Here is a 19,549-nt window from a genome sequence, read left to right on the forward strand (position 1 = left end):
AGCATCATTTGATTTGTACTACCCACCGGATTATCTTGACAGACAATCTCTATCCACAGTATTCTCCGAACAAGCAAAAGAAATTGGAATTGAAGTAAACCTCCAAGGTGCTGACTGGGATACCATTTACTTGAACATGTATTCCTCTGCTGCAGTAATGCAACAAACTTCACCAGACCCATATAAATCTATCTATCAACAATATCACAGTAAAGAGGTAGATGACTTCTACATGAACCCTAATTTATATAGCAATTCTGCTTCCGATGCTTTAATGGAGCAAGCAATGCATTCCAACAACTTTGATGCTGCTAATGCTTTATGGGCACAATCCGCTCTTGTAAATGGCGGAGGTTGGGGTCCTGCTGGAGACGCTCCATTTGCATGGCTTGTAAACTATGACTACAACTATTTCATTAAAGATGGAATTGACATTGGCGAACAACCTGATGGTTTAGGAAATGATATCTTAATTAATGTCTGTGATTGGACTAGAACTAATGCCACAGCTTAATTTCATTTCCTTTTTTTATTTTTTTTTTAAAAAATTTTAAGGGGGTTTATTTCATTGAATAAACAGAAAGTCATGAAATATTTTGGTTACAAAATTGTACGTTTTATTATTTTAATGATTGCAGTTGCGATATTTAGTTTTGTATTATTGGATTTATCCCCTATTGACCCAGTTAGTGCATATTTAAAGGGTGCTGCAGTATCAGAAGCACAACGCCAAATTTTAGAACAGTATTTTGGAACTAATGTTCCCTTGCCTACGAAAATCTACCATTGGCTTTTAGATTTAATTCAAGGTAATTTGGGAACTTCCCTGATATATCGTGCTCCTGTAATTGATGTCATCATTCAGAAATTTTCCGCATCTTTTGTATTAATGGCAATTTCATGGATATTTAGTGGTATCATAGGTTTTGCATTAGGTGTGGTGGCTGGAAAAAATAAAGGATCCTGGATTGATAAAGCAGTTAAAGTTTATTGTTATGCAATTCAATCTGCCCCATCTTTTTGGGTAGGAATGCTTGTTTTAATGGTATTTTCAGTTTATTTAGGATGGTTCCCAATCGGATTTGGTGTTCCAATTGGTGTTAAAAGTACAGATGCTACATTTATGGAATGGGTAGCACGGCTTGTTCTTCCTACACTGACATTAAGTATTGTTGGTGTAGCACCAATTGCGATGTACACACGTAATGAATTGACTCAGGTTTTATCCACTGATTATGTATTGTTTGCAAAATCTAGAGGTGAAAAAGGTTGGGATTTAGTAAAAAATCATGGAATAAGAAATATCTTGCTGCCTGCAATAACATTACAATTCTTGTCATTCAGTGAATTGTTTGGTGGTGCAGTAATGGTGGAGCAAGTATTTTCATATCCTGGAATCGGTCAAACGGCAGTAGCGGCGGGTCTTCAAAATGATGTGCCGTTATTTTTAGGTATTGTACTTATCAGTGCAATATTTGTATTTGTCGGTAACTTGCTGGCGGATATTTCATATTATTTCATAGACCCAAGAATTAAGGAGAATGAGTTCAATGATTAGGAAAAAGAAAACTGATGATAAAAGACAATGGTTTTTGTACTCTGCAAATCTCAGAACAAAGACTCTTGTAATTATTGCTCTTTCTGCTTTAGTTATTGTAAGCATATTTGTTTGCGGTTATTTCATAAGGGATATTCCATCTAATTTTGCTAGTGCCAATCAGATGCCTTCTCTAGAACATCTCTTCGGAACCGATTGGATGGGAAGGGATATGTTTCAGCGAACAATAGCAGGGCTTGGATTAAGTTTAATGGTAGGTTTTATTGCATCTGTGGTAAGTACAATTATTTCAATACTCTTAGGACTGTTTTCAAGTTTCAACAGACTTGCTGATGAATGTGTTGCGGGAATAATTGATTTATTTGGTTCAATTCCTCACATTCTTTTAATCATTTTGGTTTCAATAATGTTTGGTGGAGGAGTATTTGGAGTTATCATGGGTGTCGGTTTAACTCATTGGACTCCACTTGCAAGGGTTCTCAGATCTGAAGTTAAAGAAATCAAAACCAAAGAATACATTAGTTTGGCGGAAAATCTTGGAAGAAGCAGAGTTTGGATTGCACTTAAACATATTTTCCCTTTAATTATTTCTCAAATAATTGTTGGTGTAATTTTGATGTTCCCTCATGCTATCATGCACGAAGCTGCAATAACCTTTTTAGGATTCGGTTTGCCGCCTCATGATCCTGCAATTGGAGTAATCTTATCAGAATCAATGAACTATCTGTCCTCTGGATATTGGTGGTTAGCATTTTATCCTGGTATGTCTTTATTGATTGTGGTATTATTATTTGACTTCATTGGTGAAAATGTTGAAAAATTATTGAATCCTGAAACTGCACAAAAATAGAGAAATTTTAATAATTTCTCTTTATTTTTCTTTTTTTGATTGTTGTGATAAAATGAATTTTGAAATAAGGCAAATTAATAATGATGTCGATGAAATTAACAATGTAAAAGAGTTTTTGTTTAATCAAATCGAAAAGGAGTATCATATTGGCCCTACACCGAAATTTCACTATGATATTTTTGGATTGGATGAGTATTATATCCTTCCAAAAAAGAATAATCTCTTCGTTGCTTTTGATGGAGGCAAGATTGTTGCAACTGCAGGAATTAGAGCTTACGATAAAGATTATGAACTTTTTAAGGGTGTTTATTCTAAAGAGGATACTGCAAGCATTTGGAGACTGATGGTGGATGAGGATTATCGGCGTAATGGTCTTGCTCGCAAGTTAGTTAATATCCTAGAGGATTTTGCATTTAACGAAGGGTATTCAAGGATATATCTTCATACTCACAGATATCTTGATGCGGCTTTGCCGTTCTGGAAGTCTTTAGGTTATGTGATAACCATTGAGGAAGATGATTACGATGAGACCACTCATATGGTAAAAGACTTATTCTGAGCAATGAGTAGTATTATTTTTTAAAAAAGTATTACTATTTTTTTGTTGAAAATTTTTTCTTTATTTTTTGAGTATATCTTTCTAATTAAATATTTTTATATTTCAACAATTTTTTTAATTGCACTTTATTTTTTAGGGATTATTATATTATTTTTTTTAAATCAATCTTGTTTAAGCAAAATGGGTTATTATTACTCAATTTGCAATCTTCTTTTTAATTTTTTTACTGCTATTTTTGCTTAATAAAAATTGCTGATTTGCCATAATTCTGATTATAATGAGGTTATATGATATTTTGTAATGTTAGAGAAGACTAATACTAGGATAATCTTTATATGGTTATTACTATTAATTATTTATTAGATTGCTCAAACCTCTTGGGTAGTCAAGATAATTAAAATTAAACTCAATATAACTACTCTATCATAATTTTAATTATCTTTTTTTCATATCGGTCTTATAAAGCAATAGTACTGCTATAATTGGGTAAATAGCTATTCTCATAGCTATTTACACTCCTCCTATTTTTTTCCTAAAAATTTATTTTATATCATGTAAATAGTTATTAACAATGAAAAGAACTGCACTAAAAATCGGATATATCGGAACTAATTTCCATGGCTTTCAAAGACAGCCCAATCTCAGAACAGTTGAGGAGGAATTGATCTATCATTTGCGTAAACTGGACTATATTGATGATTTGAAAAAGTCCAGATTCAGAATTGCCGGGCGAACTGATGCGGGAGTCCATAGTTTGGGAAATGTTATCAGTTTTCAGTCTGAAAAGGAAGTCCGAGTGAACGAAATTAACAATTCCCTACCGGATGATATTCAGATTCTTGCAAGCGCTCCTGTAAGATATGCTTTCAAGCCAAGATATGCGCAAATGAGACAATATCGCTACATGCTATTTGATGATTTGGATATTGATAAACTGAAGGAGTGTGCTGAGGTCTTTAAGGGAACACACAATTTCACCAATTTCACAAAAAGATTTCAAAAGACAACTACTAGAACAATTGATGATATTAAGGTCACAAAGGTCGATTTGGATGACTATCACAAAAGGCAATTCCCAAATCTCCATGATACCATAACTCCAATCTTCATTGACATTTATGGGGAATCATTCCTATGGAATATGGTTCGTAAGATGATGAGGGTTTTTGTTGATGTTGCAATCGGAAAAATGACTTTGGATGAGGTTGAAAGGTTATTGGATCCTGAAGAGGATGAGCCAAGGGCATATATAAAAGTAATGGACGCCGAATACTTGATTTTAATGGATATTCAATATGACGGAATCAAATTCAGATATGATGATTATGCCTGTGAGAGGTTTAGAAGGGACCTTGTTGACTCTCTTGCGGATTTGCAGAAAAGATATGCAATTCGCGAGGCTATGGTAAAAAGTTTGTTTGATTTGCACAGTTTCTAGTAAAGGTGATTTTATGAGTGAGGATAAAATAGGATATGATGACGTTAGGGAGTATGAACATCTATTCAAGCTGGCCCCATCATTCCTGTTGGAAAGATTTGCTAAAAAGGAAAAGAATGTAGTTTCAAAATTCAAATCTCAGGTTGAATCTCATTTGAACAATTTGAGTGATGCTCAAAAGGAGAAGTTGAAAATCATTTTAAGCACTGATGTCGGGCAATTGCAGGAAGTTATGGCGGAAGCTTACAGAAAAACTGAAATCAAGCAGTATAAGATTTTGGCTAATCCGAAATATAGAGGTTTTGTTGAACTGAATCTCAAGGAAGTTAAAAAAATTTTCAGAGAGTAGTCTCATTGGACAAATATTTAAATGACTTAAACAAATATTAATTTGAGGGCACATATGGATAAGGTACAAGAAGTAAATGAGAAATTGTTGATAATTTCTATTTTCATCGGTTTCGCTTTCGGAATCTATTTGGGAATAGGGCATGACAATCCCGATTTATGGTGGACAGTTATCAAATGGGTATTGATAGTTTCTCTTATCATGACATTCATTCCAACAGTAGTTGGAGCATATGCAAATCTGAGATTCTATGATGAATTCAGTATATGGTCTCCTATAAGGATATTCATATTGAATGCTGCAGTAATTGGAATCTGCGTTTCATTTGGATTTATATTCTGCTCAATTCTGATTGGAAATTTCATCACGGCCAATTAGGATTATTCTTTCAATGCCTGTGGTGCATAAACTTTTATTTTTTCAATATTTTTTAAAATACATTATTCTTCTATCAAATAACTTTTTTTCAATATTTTCCCATTGTCAAAATAAGAAAAATTTTTTTAACTTAGGGGGCAAATATATAAATTAAGTGATATTATGAAAATAGCGACAATTTTAGGGACAAGGCCGGAAATTATTAAGATGGCTCCAATCATCGATGAAATCTCAAAGAGAGGCATTGACCAGATTGTGCTGCATACCGGTCAGCATTATGATAAGGAAATGTCAGACAACTTCTTTAGGGACTTGGAAATTCCAACACCGGATTATAATATTCATGTGGGATCAGGCACCCATGGAAAACAGACAGGTTTGATGATGAAAGGAATTGAAGAGGTGCTTTTGGAAGAAAAACCTGACATAGTCCTTGTTCAGGGAGATACAAATGCAGTGCTTGCAGGTGCTCTTGTTGCATCCAAGCTGCATATTGCCGTAGGCCATGTAGAGGCGGGTCTGCGTTCATTTGACATGACAATGCCTGAGGAGCTTAACCGTAGGGTGGCTGATGTTGCATCAGCAATGTATTTCATTCCAACAGAACAGTCAGCAATTAATTTGCTTGCAGAGGGATATACTCATGACAATCTGATTATCACAGGAAATACTGTGGTTGACGCATGTTTCAGGCACTTGGAAATAGCTAAAAAGAGAGGTTTTGAAGAGGAATCTTTAGCCAGCCTTGACATCGAGAATATGGATAATATTTTGACTTTAACAATGCACAGGGCAGAGAATGTGGATGTAAAGGAACGTGTCATTAGCATTATAGGTGCTTTAAAGGAATTGAGTGATATGAACATCATTTTCCCGATTCATCCAAGAACCAAACATACATTGGAAAACTTCGGACTGTTTGATGAGTTAAATGATTTGGAACATGTTCACATAGTTAAGCCGATAGGCTATTTGGATTTCCTGCTTTTAACATCAAAGTCCACCTTAATTTTAACGGATTCCGGAGGTCTTCAGGAAGAAGCAATAACCCTTGATGTGCCTGCATTGACATTGAGATACAATACAGAAAGGCCTGAAACAGTAACTGCAGGAGGAAATATTCTTGTAGGTTCAGATAAGGATGTAATTTTGGAAAATGCAAATAAAATACTCAATGATAAGGAATTTGCAGACAAAATGAAAAATGCTCCAAATCCTTATGGTTTGGGAGACGCTGCTGTAAAAACTGTTGATGCTATAGAAGATTATTACAGCAGGGGATTGCTTGATATTCGCTCTCCAGAAGAAATTATGGATTCATTCACTCGCGAAATGGCCTCAATCGATGAGGACATTACTGTCGCTGAATTTGAAAAAGATAATGACTCCATAATTCACATGGCTTTTGATGGAGATGAAATGCGTTTTCCTGCTTACGATTTAAATTTAAAAGGTATGATGATTACATATGATAGGCGAGAATGATTCGATATTGGTATTTGAGTATTTTACAGCTTCAGGAGAAAAGGACAAAAGCATAATTTCGGAAGCTGAAGAATTGGTATTTTCACTTTTAGATGATTTGGCTGAATTTAATGTTGATTTGGTCATTAACAGCTCATATGAAAATATTGCGGGAGAATATGAAAATGTCAATCCGATTTTTATTGATGTAAATATTATAGATTGGCTTAAGGATAATGCAGCAGACTTTAAAAATGCTATTTTCATAGCTGCAGAAAACGACAATAATCTATATGAAATAACTCGGATATTGGAAGAAAATAATGTCGCAACATACACTTCAACTTCAAATGCATGTTTCATATCTTCCGATAAATATGAAACTTATGAGGCGCTTCCGATTGATGTTCCTCAGCCAAGATCATTCAGATTCAAAATCGACCCAAAGGGATACTGGAAACGGGCAATTGACAATCTGCATGAAAAATGGCAGGCTGAAGACCCTTTGACTCCATTGAAATTAATCATCAAACCGTTGGTCGGGGTCGATTGTGAGGACATTGTTATTCTGGAGGATATTGATGATTTGTCCTATGACTTGGAAAAGATTTTTCCACCGGGCTCCAGAATTATTGTTCAGGAATATATCGAAGGGAGTGATATAAGCGTAAGCTTAATATCTGACGGTGATAAGGCCATTCCAATAAGCTTGAACGAACAGTATGTGGAACTTAAGGATAATAAGGGAATATATCTTGGTGGAAAATTGCCATATGAAAGCAAATATAAAGATGAAGCATTTGAAATAGCAACAAAGGCAGTTGAATCAATTGACGGTTTAAGGGGTTTTGTTGGTGTTGACTTAAAAATAAATGCTGATGAAAAGGACGTATACTCAGTTTATTTGCTGGAAATCAATTCAAGGTTTACAACACCTTATGTGGGATTAAGCAAGGTTGCCAATTTCAACATCGCTAAAAGCATTATAGAATTAATTGACGGCAAAATCACCGCTGATGATTTGGATGTTTCTTTAGATGGTGGTGTGGAATTTATAAAATCCGGGGATTCACTTGATATAAGGAGATTTTAACTATGAAGGTTGCAGGATTCGATATTGGAGGTGCAAACACAGACCTTGCAGTTATTGACTTTGAAGATGGCGAAATAAAAAACATTGAGGTTGACTTTGCATATCTTCCGATGTGGAGCAATAATGATGATTTGCAGAAGGTTTTGATTGATTTGATTGAAAATGTCTGTCCGATTGATGAAATTGATGCCGTTGGAATTTCAATGACTGCTGAACTTGTTGATGCATACGATACAAAAAAGGACGGAGTTTTGGATGTTGTTGAAAAGTGTGAGGATACCTTTGACTGCCCGACTGCCTATGTTGGCATTGATGGAATGCTGTCAAAAAGCGAAATTGAAAAGACTCCTCTTAAGGCGGCAGCGGCTAATTGGATAGCAACTGCCCAGATTGCGACATTGATTTCAGATAATTGCATATTCATTGATACCGGAAGTACAACAACTGACATAATACCGATCAAAGAAGGTAAGGAGTGTGCAATTGGAAAATCTGACTTTGACAGGTCTGCAACTGGTGAACTTGTTTATACAGGTACTTTAAGAACCAATCTCGCAAGCTTTCTTGACAAGGTCACCTTAAATGATAAGGAATACCGAGTGGCCAGCGAGTTATTTGCCCAGACCGCTGATGTTTATACAGTTTTGGGTTTGATTTCCCAAGAGGATTACGTTTGCGATACTTTTGATGGCGAAGGCAAATCCAAAATCGAATGCGCTAGAAGAATCGCACGGGTGGTCTGTGCGGATTTGGAAATGATTTCCATGGAAGATGTTGTTGAGTTGTCTAAAGACATTCATCAAAAGCAGGTCGAACAAATTGCAGACGGTTTAAAACAGGTTGTTGAAGCGCAGAACTTGGATTTGATTGTAACAACTGGCCTTGGAAAAGACATCCTGGATAGGCCTGCTGCCGAGTTATTGGGCCTTGAAGTCAAGTCAATGGGAGACATATTGACTGATGAGGAGTGCGTTGTTGCTCCGGCTGTTGGAACAGCTGTGATGATGGAAAAATACTTAATCTAATACCACACATCCTTTAATCCAAGTAAATAGGCTCCTCCATTGGCTATCAAATGAATAATTAATGTCAATGCAATTGCTATTGCGACGAATAGTATGTTAACTTCAACCACCGGTGAGACAAGAATTATAGCAACGATTATGAAATCTAACTGATCAAGAATTGGTGCAGGTTTTCCTCTTCCAATTCCAAGTCTTCTTTTTAAAAAACTGCCTATTGCATCACCTAATAGTGCTCCAAAACCAAGCAGAAATCCAATCAGGATTCCGCTATTTACGTCAGTGATTATTGGGGTTATTAAATAGGGTTTTAAAACAGGCAAAATCATTGGAGCGATATATCCTTGAACCGCTCCGGTTATAATACCTATGATGGTTCCGGCAAAAATGCCTCTCCAGGTAACGCCATCTCCAATCCAGCGGGCTCCGTTTTTATCACTTTTTCCAAAATCAACTGGGGTTCCTCCTCCAAACGCAAGAGCTCCTCCATTTGAGAAATATGCGGGAAGAATGAAATATAGTGTTGTTAGAAATGCTATTGCAATAATGTTAAGATTAATCTCCATTTAAATTTTTCTCCATTTTAAATTATACTGTTAACATATTTAAAATTAATAATATTTAAATATTAAATTGTTTTAAATATATTATATTATGTAATTTTATACTAATATTGCTTTAGTATTTTTTGAAGGTGATTTTTTTGAAAATTAAAGATACAAAAAGTTTGTGCCCGGAGTGTGGAAAACCTTTAGAGGCGGAAGTTTATGATGAAGACGGTAAAATCTTTATCAAAAAGACTTGTGATGAGCATGGGGAGTTTATAAACACTTACTGGAGCGATGAAGAGCTATATAATAGGGTTGAAGAGTTTGTTCCAACCGTTACTGGTGTTGACAATCCTTGCGTTGAAGATACGGCTTCTTGTCCTAGCAACTGCGGTTTATGTTCAAAACATGAGACTTCAACAGTGCTTGGATTGATTGATGTTACAAATAGGTGTAATTTGAAATGTCCTGTATGTTTTGCCAATGCTGCTGCTGCAGGATATGTTTATGAACCTACTCAGGATGAAATTAGGGAAATGCTTAGGAATTTGAGGAATCTGAAACCTCATCCATGTCCAGCTATTCAATATGCTGGTGGGGAGCCAACCGTCAGAAAGGATTTGGTTGATTTAATCAAAATGGCAAAGGAAGAAGGTTTTACTCATGTTCAAATAGCTACTAATGGTATAAGATTGGCCAAAAGGGAAAATCTTGCTCAGGAATTAAAGGATGCTGGATTGAATACAGTTTACCTTGCTTTTGATGGGGTAACTCCGGAACCTTACATCTACAACAGGGCCAGAGATCTGCTTCCAGACAAGATTCAGGCTATTGAAAACTGTAGAAAAGCTGGTTTGGGTGTTGTTCTTGTACCTACATTAGTTAAAGGCGTTAACGACCATCAAGTCGGTGAAATCATTAAATTTGCATTTGACCATAGCGAAAATATTTACGGGGTCAATTTCCAACCGGTTTCATTTGCTGGAAGAACTCCTTCAGACCATGTGGAAGAGCAAAGGATAACCATTCCTGACTTTGTCAAAATCATTGAAAATGAAACTGATGGTCAAGTACCTACTGGCTCCTTTTATCCACCTTCAAGTATAGAGCCAATTGCCGAGTTCATTTCCCTTTTGGATGGTGAAGATTCAGCAAAAGTAACCTTAAACTGTCATGAACATTGTGGTATAGCTACTTATGTATTTAGAGAAAAGACCGAAGGTGATGGCAAGGATAAACTAATTCCAATCACAGACTTTATTGATGTTGAAGATTTATTTGATAAACTGGCAGAATATAATGAAAAGCTTAAAAAGGGTAAATTCGGATCCCGTAAGAGGGTTTTGGCAGGGTTGACCAAAAACCTTCCAAAATTTATTCATCGCAGCAGGACTCCAAAGGATCTGGATATTTCAAAAATTTTATTAAATGTCTTTATCAAACGGGATTATGATGCTTTAGGAGACTTTTCTAAAGATTCAATGCTCATTTCATGCATGCACTTCATGGATCCGTTCAACTTCGACGAAGACAGGGTTAAAAAGTGTGTCATTCATTATGCAGTGCCTGACGGCAGAATTATTCCGTTCTGTACATATAATTCAATGTATCGTCAAGGTGTTGAAAAAGAATTTGCAAAACCTTTAAAACAAAGTAAAAAATAAACTTACAGAAATCACCTTTAATTTTGTATTTGGGATTTTTCCCGAATACTTCATTTTTTTTATGGATTAATTTTATAGTGATATTAATGGATATTATAAAAGGAAAAACATGGACTTTTGGAGAAAATATTGATACGGATGTCATTATCCCCGGAAGATATTTAAGAACATTCAATCCTCAGGATCTGGCTGATCATGTTCTTGAAGGGGAAAGGCCGGAGTTTACAAAAAACGTTAAGTCAGGTGACATCATTGTCGCTAGTGAAAACTTTGGTTGCGGTTCATCAAGAGAACAGGCTCCAGTAGCTATCAAAACAGCAGGCGTAAGCGCCATTGTTGCAAAATCATTTGCAAGGATATTCTATAGAAATGCAATAAATATCGGCTTGCCGGTAATAGTCAGCGACATTGAAGCTGAAGATGGGGACATTATCAGTATTGACCTGTCCAAAGGGACATTGGTTAATGAGACTACTGGGGAGTCAAGAACATTTGAACCCTTTAAGGAGTTCATGTTATCAATTTTGGAAGATGGTGGATTGGTAAACCATTATTTAAATGATTCTGATTAAGGAGGCATAAAAATGGATTGTCCCATTTGTGGTTCTGATGATATTGAGATAATAAATTCGAAACAAAAAACAACCAAAAAGAAATTAACCGAAGAATATTTGCTTAAATGTGAAGATTGTGGTCATGTATACAGAAATGTAATTTCCCTTAAAAAACCAAGACCTTATAGATTAATCATTTCAGAGCAGGACAAGTCTCATAAGACTACTATTGACTTATCTCCAAGTGATGAATTGGAAATTGGGGATGTTCTGCTTTCCGAATTAGGTCAAGTTGAAGTCACTGGCATTGAAATTGGGGATAGGCGAGTAAACAAATCAAAACTTGAGGATGTTGATACCATTTGGGCGTCTTCAGTTGAAATTCCCGCTCGTATAGGATTTTCAGTCGACCTTCATGGGGAAGTGGATTCCTACAAGCTTGATCTTGAAAGGGATTTTGAAATAGCTCCGGGGGATGTTATCAAAATCGATGACCATATCGTTAAAGTTCATGTAATCAAAACCCAGGAAAGGAAACTTACTTCTGGATTTGCAAAGGCAGGAGTTATAAAAAGGGTTTATTCAAAGCCGGTCAAATTCAATAACTATGATTATGACTTGACTAAAAACATTTTTAAAAAGACAAAATAGAGTGATTTGATGAAAGTATTTATTGAATCTTATGGATGTACATTTAATCAGGCTGATGGACAGATTATTGCCGGCAATTTACTTGAAAATGACATTGAATTGGTCGACAGCATTGATGAAGCGGATGTGGTTATTGTAAACACTTGCTATGTTAAATTGCCTACAGAAGATAAAATGACCTATAGGATTCAAAGGCTTCAGAAAGACTATCCCGATAAGAAAATCATTGTCGGAGGGTGCATGGTTGAAATTGACCCTGTCAAATTGGATAAGATTGGACCGAATGTCTCATGGATCGGCCCTCATCAGCTGAATAAATCTGCAGATGTTGTTAGGGCAACCTACTGTGGCGAGGTTTTAAGGCAGACAGGGTTTTCAAAAGAATCCAAAGTGTGTGTTCCCAAAGTTGATAATGATGGTTTAATCCATATTCTTCAAATCTGTGAAGGCTGTCTGGGTGCATGTTCATTTTGTTGCACTAGATTCGCTCGTGGACCATTAAACAGTTATCCGATTGAAGATATTGTTGCTGAAGCCCAAAATGCTATTGAAAACGGTGCATGTGAAATACAGTTGACTGCTCAGGATACCGGCGCATTCGGCCATGACACTGGTGAAAAACTATCTGATTTAATCAAAGAAGTGGCTAATTTAAAAGGAGATTTTCGAGTACGTGTTGGAATGATGCATGCTAAAAACATTTTAAATGAAGTTGATGAAATAATCGATGCGATGAAACATCCGAAGGTATATGATTTCATTCATTTGCCTGTACAAAGTGGAAGTGACAAGGTACTCTCGGATATGAGAAGGGGTCATACCATATCACAGTACAAGGAAATTGTGTCAAAATTTAGAAATGGAATTCCAGGTATAACTTTGGCAGTTGACATCATTGTGGGTTATCCAACTGAAAGTGATGATGACTTTAATCAGACAGTGGAATTGCTTAGGGAAATTAAACCAAGTCTAATTCATTTATCAAAATATCAGCATAGGGTAGGTGCAATCTCATCTTCTTTAAAAGAAATTCCGCCCGAAATAATGAAGAAAAGATCAAAATTTTTATCCAATTTTAAACAAGAAATAACCGAAGAAGAAAACAAGGAATTGGTCAATTCCATTCAAAATGTATTGGTTGTTGAAAAAGGTTCTAAAGGAGGTTATATTGCAAAAACTAATTCTTATATTCCCGTCATTGTTGATAATGTTGAATTAGGAACTTTTGTTGATGTAAAGATTACTGAAGCAACCTCCACTTATCTTAAAAGCGAATTATTGTGAAATAATTTTTTTAATTTTCTTAATATTCTTATTTTGATATGATTGTTAATTTGTATCCTTTAAAGTTAGGTAATGCCGATATTTTTTTTTAATATTGCAAATGTATATGCAGATAGTTATTAGGTAAAATATGAGGGATAAATATTGAGTTTTACCGATACCTTTATATACTATTGTTTACTATCTTTTAATTGGAGGTGTAATTATGAGTGAATTACCAATCGCACCAGTCGGTCGTATCTTAAAAAATGCTGGCGCACAAAGAATTAGTGACGATGCAAAAATTGCATTAGCTGAAGCATTAGAAGAAAAAGGTGACGAAATCGCACAAAAAGCTGTTAATTTCGCACGCCACGCTGGTAGAAAAACTGTAAAAGCTGAAGATATCAAATTAGCAATCAAATAGATTTACTAATTGTTTATTTTCAAAAAAAAGCTTTGTATAATAAAATCTATTGGCCATTTTCTTGGTCAATTTTTTTTATTTTATCTAATTTTATTTTTTTTCACTACTTGTTCTATTCAACTAAGAAAACTTTATATATTAGTTTTATCTAACTATATTATGTTGTATAGGACCGGTGGTCTAGGGGTATGATTCCTCTTTGACGTGGAGGAGATCACGAGTTCGAATCTCGTTCGGTCCATATGCCATGGTAGTTCAGATGGGAGAACGCTAGACTGAAGATCTAGATGTCGCTGGTTCAAGTCCGGCCCATGGCATCATCTTTACTATTTTTGACTAAATTTTCTATTCAATTAATTTTTCACTAGATTTTTTAAAAAATAGATTAAAAGTGATGGTTTTTTTTTTTAATCTAATCTTTTTTGGTTAATGTGATAGGTTTTGGTTTTACTTGAGTGTTTTCCCTTAATTCCTTGTATCTTTTAACAATTTCGTAACCTTGGTCACTTGCGATTTTATCTGCTCCTCCGGTTAAAACCTGATTTGCAAACTTATACTCGTTTATGCCTCCGTACATTTCAATCTTGATTTTTGGAGCATATTTTTGAATGATATTTATGTCATTCACGTTTTCATAGATATGGTTTGGAGCTACAAAACCGGTTGAGTTTTTGACATAATCTGCCCCTCCCTTTTCAGCCACCTTTGCGGCATTTGCTTTTTCATAGTCTTCCAGGGCTTTAGTTTCAATAATTACCTTTAAAACTTTGTCTCCAATGGTTTTTTTGATTTGTCCTATTTCATTTTCAAGTAGGGAATATTTCTCATCTTTAAGATGGCTTAAATTCATCACCACTTCGATTTCATCCGCTCCCTTTTTGATTAATTCTTCGCTTGCTTTAACTTTACTTTCCGTATCTTCAAAACCTAATGGGAATCCAACAACGCTTCCTATTTTAATGTTGGTGTCGGATAAAATTTCCTTGGCTAATGGTACATATGTTGGTGAGATAACAACTGAATTGAAGTTTAATTCCTTTGCTTTTTCGAGAAAATCTTTCATTTCATTTTCTGATATCATATTGTTTAAATTAGTATAATTAATTAGACTTGCTAACTCTTTTGAATTTTTTATATTGTACATGATAACACTCTCTCTTAATTAGTTAGTATATATACGAACATCTTATTTAAATATTTTCATATTAATTTTTTCATCATGTATGGTCCGACTTTTTCATAACCGAATTTGAGATAGTAATTTCTGGACCCTATTCCGCTGATAATTGCCACATCCTCTTTGCCACTGTCGATGGCAATGTTTTCAGCTTCTTTTAAAAGTTTTTCGCCAAATCCGGTATGTTGTCCGATTTTAGGATTTTTACCTCCAATCTTAATCATATTTCCATAAACATGCAGTTCACGAATAAGGGCGGTTTTATCTGTGATTTCTGCGCGGAAATGATTTTTGGAAGGTAGGCGCAGTCTTAAAAATCCTGCAATGCTTTCTTCATTAATGTCTTCAATTGACAGGAAATGTTCTTCCCCGTCACATGCAATATATTTTTCTTTAAACAGCTCAAAGTCATCTAAACTATATTGCATGGATGTTTTCTTATGGCCTATTTCACGGCAGCGAATGCATTGGCAGTTTATATGTTCCTTTTCCAGGTTATTGTAGACAAGTTCACCAAGATTGGATTTTTGAACGCCTGCCTCGATGAGTGTTGAAGGAATGTCCCTTTGTATTCTCATGGTTCTGACCCATTTTGGAAGAATCGCTTTAACTTTGGTTATCAGCTCGACGGCTTCTTCATCATTATATGGTTCATAATCGCCCTTTTTCCATAAATCATATAATTCACTTCCTTTTGTAACAAGACAAGGATAAATCTTCAGCATATCTGGTTTAAAATTATCGTCACTGAATAATCGTTTAAACATTTTTAAATCCTGGTCGGGGTCTGAAAACAACCCTGGCATCATATGCATGGCCACTTTAACTGCAGAATCTCTTAAAAGCTGATTTGCTTCAATAACATCTGCTATGCTGTGTCCACGTTTGATCTTTTCATATAACTCATCGGATAATGTCTGAACACCAAGTTCGACTCTTGTAACTCCAAATTCAAGCATTCGATTGATATGGTCTTTTTTGCAATAATCTGGGCGTGTCTCAAAGGTCATTCCGACACATCTGACTTTGGAGCTTTCATTAACGCTTTGCACATCATCAATTAAAACATAATCATTAGGAGGATATGTTTTCAGGACTCCCTTCTCAAACATCCTTATTTCATCATAATCAAGATTATAGTCATAATTTGTTGGTTTATTTTCCATGATTAATCCGAAATCACACATTGCCTTTAGGCATTGTGAAACAAACCATTCCTGATATGACAGGTCCCTTGAAGGGAATGTCCCTCCCATTATTATCAGTTCGACCTTATCGATGGGATGGCCAATCTTTTTCAGCTGCTTTAGGCGGTTGAAGCATTGGACATAAGGATGGTATTCATACATCCTGCCTCTAAGGGCTGCAGGTTCCTCGCCCGTATAACTTGGAGGTGCGATATCGCTTTCAGGACAATAGAAACATCTTCCATGGGGGCATTTGTGCGGATGGCACATGACTGCCACTATTGCAACGCCGGACATGGTTCTTGTTGGCTTTTTCTTTAGGATTCCGGAAACGATCTCCTTTTCTTCGGGTTTTGCAAATTCTAAGATGTCTGCATTGCTCATGAATTTGGACAGTTTTAAATCACGACATAGTTGTCTTTTTTCAACTTCCAGTTCTTTTCGTGTTGTGATTTTTCCATCAAGGATATCATTGATTATTGTTCGGCATGCCTTTTCCATTTTTTTTCACCATTATTATAATAGTTAATTTTATATATTCGTTTTATTTAAATAGTTAATGAAATAAAAATATACTTATATAAATTTTAGAAGGTGAAATCATGAAAATTAAAGAATTTATCGGATCTACCGTATTAGATAAAAATGCAAATGTAGTGGGTAAAGTTGACAATGTCGATTTCGATACCGAAACTGGTAAAATTGAAACCGTTTTATTAACTTTACAAAAAAACATCTTCTCTAAAGATGAACTTGAAATCGATTTCGAAGACATTGCAACTATCGGTGCATACATTATTTTAAACAAAGAAATTACCCGTGAAGAAGAAGCCGAAACAGTTGAAATCGAAATTGAAGACGAAGAATAGATAGGTATTAAAATGGTTTTTGATGCAAGAGGATTGGAAATTACTCTTGATTCTCACGTCAGATATGTTGATACAGGAACCATAGGTATGGTTCTTGATTTAAAATCAAAAGATGGCGTAGATTGGGTAAAACTCGATAAAACCGAATTATGGTATCGTTCTAATTTAGTTGAACTGCTTGATGAAAAGGACATTAAGAAATCCACATTTTATGATAAAGAGGATGATGGAGAGATTGATGTCGAAGCAATGAAAGAAAAAGCAAGAAAATTAGAAGACATGGAAATGGATTCTAGTGTTGCTGAAGGTGGAGGTTAAATCCGCCTTTTTTTTAATTTTTTGTAAACAATACTATTTTTTCAGCTAATTTCGGACCAATGCCCTCAACTTTTTGCAGTTCATTTTCAGAAACACCACTCAAATCAGTTCCAAATATATTAACCAGGTTTCTGGCTCTTTTTCTTCCCAGTCTTTTGACACTGACAACCAATGGAATGATGTCTTCCTTTACACCGTAATATAATCTGGCGGATAATATGTCAAAGTCTTTCAAATTGGAATAGTTGCCTAACACTTCAGATGTGTCTTTTGCAAATTTAACGAGGCGTGACGCTTCATAAGCGGACCTTCTGGTTGATGCGGAATAAACATTGTATTTATTTTCAATTTCATATTCGTTTCTCTCGTCAACCCATTCCATTAGGGATACTGCAGTTGCTTCAGGGTTTCCTATATCCACTGCAAACAATCCTGCTTCAGACAACTTGTCACGAACAGGGTCTTTTGATTTTCTTCCCTTAAATGAAATCAATGGGACGTCGGGTGTTTCACATAGGGCATATATGAATTCGCCGACATTAATTTCGCTAATGTTTGAAATGTATTCTTTAATTTTAACGGCTGTTTCAACTGAATAATTTGATTTGGCAATTAAATTTCCAAAATCGGTGGTTTTAAGCCCTTCGGGGGTTGCCCGAATAATTCTGTTTTGAAGCAGAAACTCTATTGCATTTTCAAGTTCATACCTGATGCTGTCCTCGGCAAACAGCGCCATTGAAGGGTTGTTGCTCATCTGATACCCGTAAAGAGTCTTTGCGAAAAATTCGGTTAATTCTTCAAGGTTTTTTGAAAGCGACGATGCAATCTGGGCAATAATCTGTTTGAGTATTGCATCCTTATTGTCAACAAGTTTTGAGTTTGTCTGTTCGATTTCACCTTCCACATAATATTCCTGAAGGTTCTGGGCTTCATCCATTGTTTTTGCAATAAGATATGAGTATCCGACATCATCAAATTGCGGTCTTCCCGCCCTTCCTGACATCTGTTCATAGTCAAAAACTGGAATCGGCTGAGGCCCGTTTACGGTCCAGCGGGTGTGGTCTCTGATGACCACGGTTTTTGAAGGCAGGTTAACTCCATACATCAGGCTTGGAGTTGCTGTAATCATTAGAATATTTCCGTTCCGGAATTCATCTTCAATGATTTCTTTCTGTTCATTGAACAGGCCTGCATGGTGGAATGCGATACCGTGTTCAAGGCTTTCGGCCAACTTAAGGCAGGTGCTTGTAGGCAGTGAACCTTTCCTTTTCGGCACCTCGAGGATCTTTTGTGAAACTTCCTTAAACTGTTCCCGCTGTTTTAGATTGATCTTTTTGTTGATTTTTTTGGCCACAAAAGTTGCAAGGCTTTCTGTGAATCTTCTGGTTGAAACGAATGCCAATGCCTGCGAATCATCTTTTATTGATTTTTCAAGGATTTTCACAATCACGTCATTTTTATTTTTTGTATTGAACATTTCAGCATCCAATACTTCCTTGTGAAGTGGCACCGGACGGTAATCATGTTCTACACAGGTTCCTTCAAGCCATCCTTCAATCTCTTCAATGTTCTTCAATGTGGCGGACAGTGCAATTATTCTCATGGATGGATTTATTATTTTCGCCCTTGTTATTGCCGCTTCAAGAGTGGGGCCTCTTGTAAACTCGCCAATCATATGAAATTCATCGATAATTAAGGTATCGACATCTCTTAATGTATTCCAGGAAAATCTTGTAAGTGCGTCAAAGGATTCAAAAACCATAACCGACAAATCAGAGCTTGCGGGATGCTTTCCAACATTTATTCCATAATCTTCAAAGGATTTAAATTCTTTTACCTTTTCATTCTGTATTGAAAGAAGTGGTGCAGCATAAACAGCTTTTCCTCCATCAAGAATAGTTTTCAAAGCAGGCAGCACTCCCAAAACGGTTTTTCCGCTTGCTGTTGGAATGCAGATTATATAATTTGATTTATCTTCCAGATATCCGGATTCAATTACTGCCTTTTGGGCAGGATTAAACTCCTTAATATAAGGATACGCACCATTGATTATTGATTTGATATCGTCTCTTAAATTTTCCATTTTAATCATTAATTTCTATCTTTTTTATGTATATTAAAGATTTCCAGAGAGCATTTGAAAAGTAATGCTAACAATTATATATTAATAAATTATAAAT

At 35.6% G+C, this 19,549-nt stretch carries 20 protein-coding genes, 2 tRNA genes and 1 pseudogene; 19 read left to right on the forward strand and 4 right to left on the reverse strand.

Translation table 11 applies throughout. The features are described from left to right. The 10 genes and pseudogenes from ACJMLO_RS03055 to ACJMLO_RS03100 all read left to right on the forward strand — a co-directional run. Positions 1-514 (forward strand): annotated as a pseudogene (locus ACJMLO_RS03055) (ABC transporter substrate-binding protein); the annotation flags it as partial. Between the two features lie 72 nt (positions 515-586). Further along, positions 587-1,558, forward strand: a complete 972-nt coding sequence (locus ACJMLO_RS03060; protein ID WP_405293922.1) for an ABC transporter permease — start codon at positions 587-589, stop codon at positions 1,556-1,558. Then, positions 1,551-2,408: an ABC transporter permease gene (locus tag ACJMLO_RS03065; RefSeq protein ID WP_405293803.1), complete on the forward strand. Its 858-nt coding sequence runs from the start codon at positions 1,551-1,553 to the stop codon at positions 2,406-2,408. Before ACJMLO_RS03060 ends, ACJMLO_RS03065 begins: the two co-directional genes overlap by 8 nt. 52 nt (positions 2,409-2,460) lie before the next feature. After that, positions 2,461-2,967: a GNAT family N-acetyltransferase gene (locus ACJMLO_RS03070; RefSeq protein WP_405293805.1), complete on the forward strand. Its 507-nt coding sequence runs from the start codon at positions 2,461-2,463 to the stop codon at positions 2,965-2,967. Between the two features lie 571 nt (positions 2,968-3,538). Next, entirely contained in the window at positions 3,539-4,405 is an 867-nt protein-coding gene (gene truA / locus ACJMLO_RS03075; protein WP_405293807.1) for a tRNA pseudouridine(38-40) synthase TruA, read from the forward strand. A gap of 13 nt (positions 4,406-4,418) precedes the next feature. Further along, the gene (locus tag ACJMLO_RS03080) at positions 4,419-4,754 is read left to right on the forward strand and encodes a hypothetical protein (RefSeq protein ID WP_405293809.1); all 336 of its coding nucleotides are present in this window, start codon (positions 4,419-4,421) and stop codon (positions 4,752-4,754) included. Between the two features lie 54 nt (positions 4,755-4,808). Continuing rightward, a complete protein-coding gene (locus ACJMLO_RS03085) occupies positions 4,809-5,132 on the forward strand; it encodes a hypothetical protein (RefSeq protein ID WP_405293811.1) in 324 nt (107 codons plus the stop codon). A gap of 162 nt (positions 5,133-5,294) precedes the next feature. Further along, entirely contained in the window at positions 5,295-6,617 is a 1,323-nt protein-coding gene (gene wecB, locus ACJMLO_RS03090; RefSeq protein WP_405293813.1) for a non-hydrolyzing UDP-N-acetylglucosamine 2-epimerase, read from the forward strand. Continuing rightward, the gene (locus ACJMLO_RS03095; protein ID WP_405293815.1) at positions 6,601-7,689 is read left to right on the forward strand and encodes an ATP-grasp domain-containing protein; all 1,089 of its coding nucleotides are present in this window, start codon (positions 6,601-6,603) and stop codon (positions 7,687-7,689) included. Before wecB ends, ACJMLO_RS03095 begins: the two co-directional genes overlap by 17 nt. Before the next feature lie 2 nt (positions 7,690-7,691). Continuing rightward, positions 7,692-8,714, forward strand: coding sequence for a hydantoinase/oxoprolinase family protein (locus ACJMLO_RS03100; protein WP_405293817.1), 1,023 nt, complete (start codon positions 7,692-7,694; stop codon positions 8,712-8,714). Here ACJMLO_RS03100 and ACJMLO_RS03105 read toward each other — a convergent pair. Continuing rightward, positions 8,711-9,277, reverse strand: coding sequence for a CDP-2,3-bis-(O-geranylgeranyl)-sn-glycerol synthase (locus tag ACJMLO_RS03105; protein ID WP_405293819.1), 567 nt, complete (start codon positions 9,275-9,277; stop codon positions 8,711-8,713). The genes ACJMLO_RS03100 and ACJMLO_RS03105 overlap by 4 nt on opposite strands. 137 nt (positions 9,278-9,414) lie before the next feature. On the opposite strand from ACJMLO_RS03105, the gene tes reads away from it, so the two are divergent. The 7 genes from tes (at position 9,415) to ACJMLO_RS03140 (ending at position 14,135) form a co-directional block, all read left to right on the forward strand. Beyond that, a complete protein-coding gene (gene tes / locus ACJMLO_RS03110) occupies positions 9,415-10,923 on the forward strand; it encodes a tetraether lipid synthase Tes (protein ID WP_405293821.1) in 1,509 nt (502 codons plus the stop codon). Positions 10,924-11,009: 86 nt separating this feature from the next. After that, complete coding sequence (hacB, locus tag ACJMLO_RS03115) at positions 11,010-11,495, forward strand: homoaconitase small subunit (protein ID WP_405293823.1); 486 nt, start codon at positions 11,010-11,012, stop codon at positions 11,493-11,495. A 12-nt stretch (positions 11,496-11,507) separates the two neighbouring features. Next, positions 11,508-12,128 (forward strand): HVO_0476 family zinc finger protein, encoded by a 621-nt coding sequence (locus ACJMLO_RS03120; RefSeq protein ID WP_405293825.1) that lies wholly within the window; start codon positions 11,508-11,510, stop codon positions 12,126-12,128. A gap of 9 nt (positions 12,129-12,137) precedes the next feature. Then, positions 12,138-13,412, forward strand: a complete 1,275-nt coding sequence (locus ACJMLO_RS03125) for a tRNA (N(6)-L-threonylcarbamoyladenosine(37)-C(2))-methylthiotransferase (RefSeq protein ID WP_405293827.1) — start codon at positions 12,138-12,140, stop codon at positions 13,410-13,412. Positions 13,413-13,617: 205 nt separating this feature from the next. After that, positions 13,618-13,818, forward strand: a complete 201-nt coding sequence (locus tag ACJMLO_RS03130) for a histone family protein (protein WP_042691314.1) — start codon at positions 13,618-13,620, stop codon at positions 13,816-13,818. A gap of 169 nt (positions 13,819-13,987) precedes the next feature. After that, positions 13,988-14,059: transfer RNA gene (locus ACJMLO_RS03135), tRNA-Val, on the forward strand. 3 nt (positions 14,060-14,062) lie between these two features. After that, a tRNA-Phe gene (locus ACJMLO_RS03140) sits at positions 14,063-14,135 on the forward strand. A gap of 95 nt (positions 14,136-14,230) precedes the next feature. Here the strand turns inward: ACJMLO_RS03140 and deoC are convergent. Both deoC and ACJMLO_RS03150 read right to left on the reverse strand, forming a co-directional pair. Further along, positions 14,231-14,962 carry a deoxyribose-phosphate aldolase gene (gene deoC, locus ACJMLO_RS03145; RefSeq protein WP_405293829.1) on the reverse strand — a complete coding sequence of 244 codons (732 nt, stop codon included), beginning with the start codon at positions 14,960-14,962 and terminating at the stop codon, positions 14,231-14,233. A 56-nt stretch (positions 14,963-15,018) separates the two neighbouring features. Further along, on the reverse strand, positions 15,019-16,683 hold the full coding sequence (locus ACJMLO_RS03150) for a tRNA uridine(34) 5-carboxymethylaminomethyl modification radical SAM/GNAT enzyme Elp3 (protein WP_405293831.1): 1,665 nt from the start codon (positions 16,681-16,683) through the stop codon (positions 15,019-15,021). Positions 16,684-16,784: 101 nt separating this feature from the next. On the opposite strand from ACJMLO_RS03150, the gene ACJMLO_RS03155 reads away from it, so the two are divergent. Beyond that, positions 16,785-17,051, forward strand: a complete 267-nt coding sequence (locus ACJMLO_RS03155; protein ID WP_405280536.1) for a PRC-barrel domain-containing protein — start codon at positions 16,785-16,787, stop codon at positions 17,049-17,051. Between the two features lie 12 nt (positions 17,052-17,063). Continuing rightward, on the forward strand, positions 17,064-17,369 hold the full coding sequence (locus ACJMLO_RS03160) for a DUF2098 domain-containing protein (RefSeq protein WP_405280534.1): 306 nt from the start codon (positions 17,064-17,066) through the stop codon (positions 17,367-17,369). 13 nt (positions 17,370-17,382) lie between these two features. Here the strand turns inward: ACJMLO_RS03160 and ACJMLO_RS03165 are convergent, their stop codons facing one another. After that, positions 17,383-19,461, reverse strand: coding sequence for a DEAD/DEAH box helicase (locus tag ACJMLO_RS03165; RefSeq protein WP_405293833.1), 2,079 nt, complete (start codon positions 19,459-19,461; stop codon positions 17,383-17,385). Positions 19,462-19,549 lie beyond the last annotated feature (88 nt).

The organism is Methanobrevibacter sp., assembly GCF_045120835.1.
Lineage (GTDB): Archaea > Methanobacteriota > Methanobacteria > Methanobacteriales > Methanobacteriaceae > Methanocatella.

Coding starts and splice junctions, on each gene's coding strand:
- ACJMLO_RS03060 (WP_405293922.1), top strand. CDS start 587: ATGAAATATTTTGGTTACAAAATTGTACGTTTTATTATTTTAATGATT.
- ACJMLO_RS03065 (WP_405293803.1), top strand. CDS start 1,551: ATGATTAGGAAAAAGAAAACTGATGATAAAAGACAATGGTTTTTGTAC.
- ACJMLO_RS03070 (WP_405293805.1), top strand. CDS start 2,461: ATGAATTTTGAAATAAGGCAAATTAATAATGATGTCGATGAAATTAAC.
- truA (WP_405293807.1), top strand. CDS start 3,539: ATGAAAAGAACTGCACTAAAAATCGGATATATCGGAACTAATTTCCAT.
- ACJMLO_RS03080 (WP_405293809.1), top strand. CDS start 4,419: ATGAGTGAGGATAAAATAGGATATGATGACGTTAGGGAGTATGAACAT.
- ACJMLO_RS03085 (WP_405293811.1), top strand. CDS start 4,809: ATGGATAAGGTACAAGAAGTAAATGAGAAATTGTTGATAATTTCTATT.
- wecB (WP_405293813.1), top strand. CDS start 5,295: ATGAAAATAGCGACAATTTTAGGGACAAGGCCGGAAATTATTAAGATG.
- ACJMLO_RS03095 (WP_405293815.1), top strand. CDS start 6,601: ATGATAGGCGAGAATGATTCGATATTGGTATTTGAGTATTTTACAGCT.
- ACJMLO_RS03100 (WP_405293817.1), top strand. CDS start 7,692: ATGAAGGTTGCAGGATTCGATATTGGAGGTGCAAACACAGACCTTGCA.
- ACJMLO_RS03105 (WP_405293819.1), bottom strand. CDS start 9,277: ATGGAGATTAATCTTAACATTATTGCAATAGCATTTCTAACAACACTA.
- hacB (WP_405293823.1), top strand. CDS start 11,010: ATGGATATTATAAAAGGAAAAACATGGACTTTTGGAGAAAATATTGAT.
- ACJMLO_RS03120 (WP_405293825.1), top strand. CDS start 11,508: ATGGATTGTCCCATTTGTGGTTCTGATGATATTGAGATAATAAATTCG.
- ACJMLO_RS03125 (WP_405293827.1), top strand. CDS start 12,138: ATGAAAGTATTTATTGAATCTTATGGATGTACATTTAATCAGGCTGAT.
- ACJMLO_RS03130 (WP_042691314.1), top strand. CDS start 13,618: ATGAGTGAATTACCAATCGCACCAGTCGGTCGTATCTTAAAAAATGCT.
- deoC (WP_405293829.1), bottom strand. CDS start 14,962: ATGTACAATATAAAAAATTCAAAAGAGTTAGCAAGTCTAATTAATTAT.
- ACJMLO_RS03150 (WP_405293831.1), bottom strand. CDS start 16,683: ATGGAAAAGGCATGCCGAACAATAATCAATGATATCCTTGATGGAAAA.
- ACJMLO_RS03155 (WP_405280536.1), top strand. CDS start 16,785: ATGAAAATTAAAGAATTTATCGGATCTACCGTATTAGATAAAAATGCA.
- ACJMLO_RS03160 (WP_405280534.1), top strand. CDS start 17,064: ATGGTTTTTGATGCAAGAGGATTGGAAATTACTCTTGATTCTCACGTC.
- ACJMLO_RS03165 (WP_405293833.1), bottom strand. CDS start 19,461: ATGATTAAAATGGAAAATTTAAGAGACGATATCAAATCAATAATCAAT.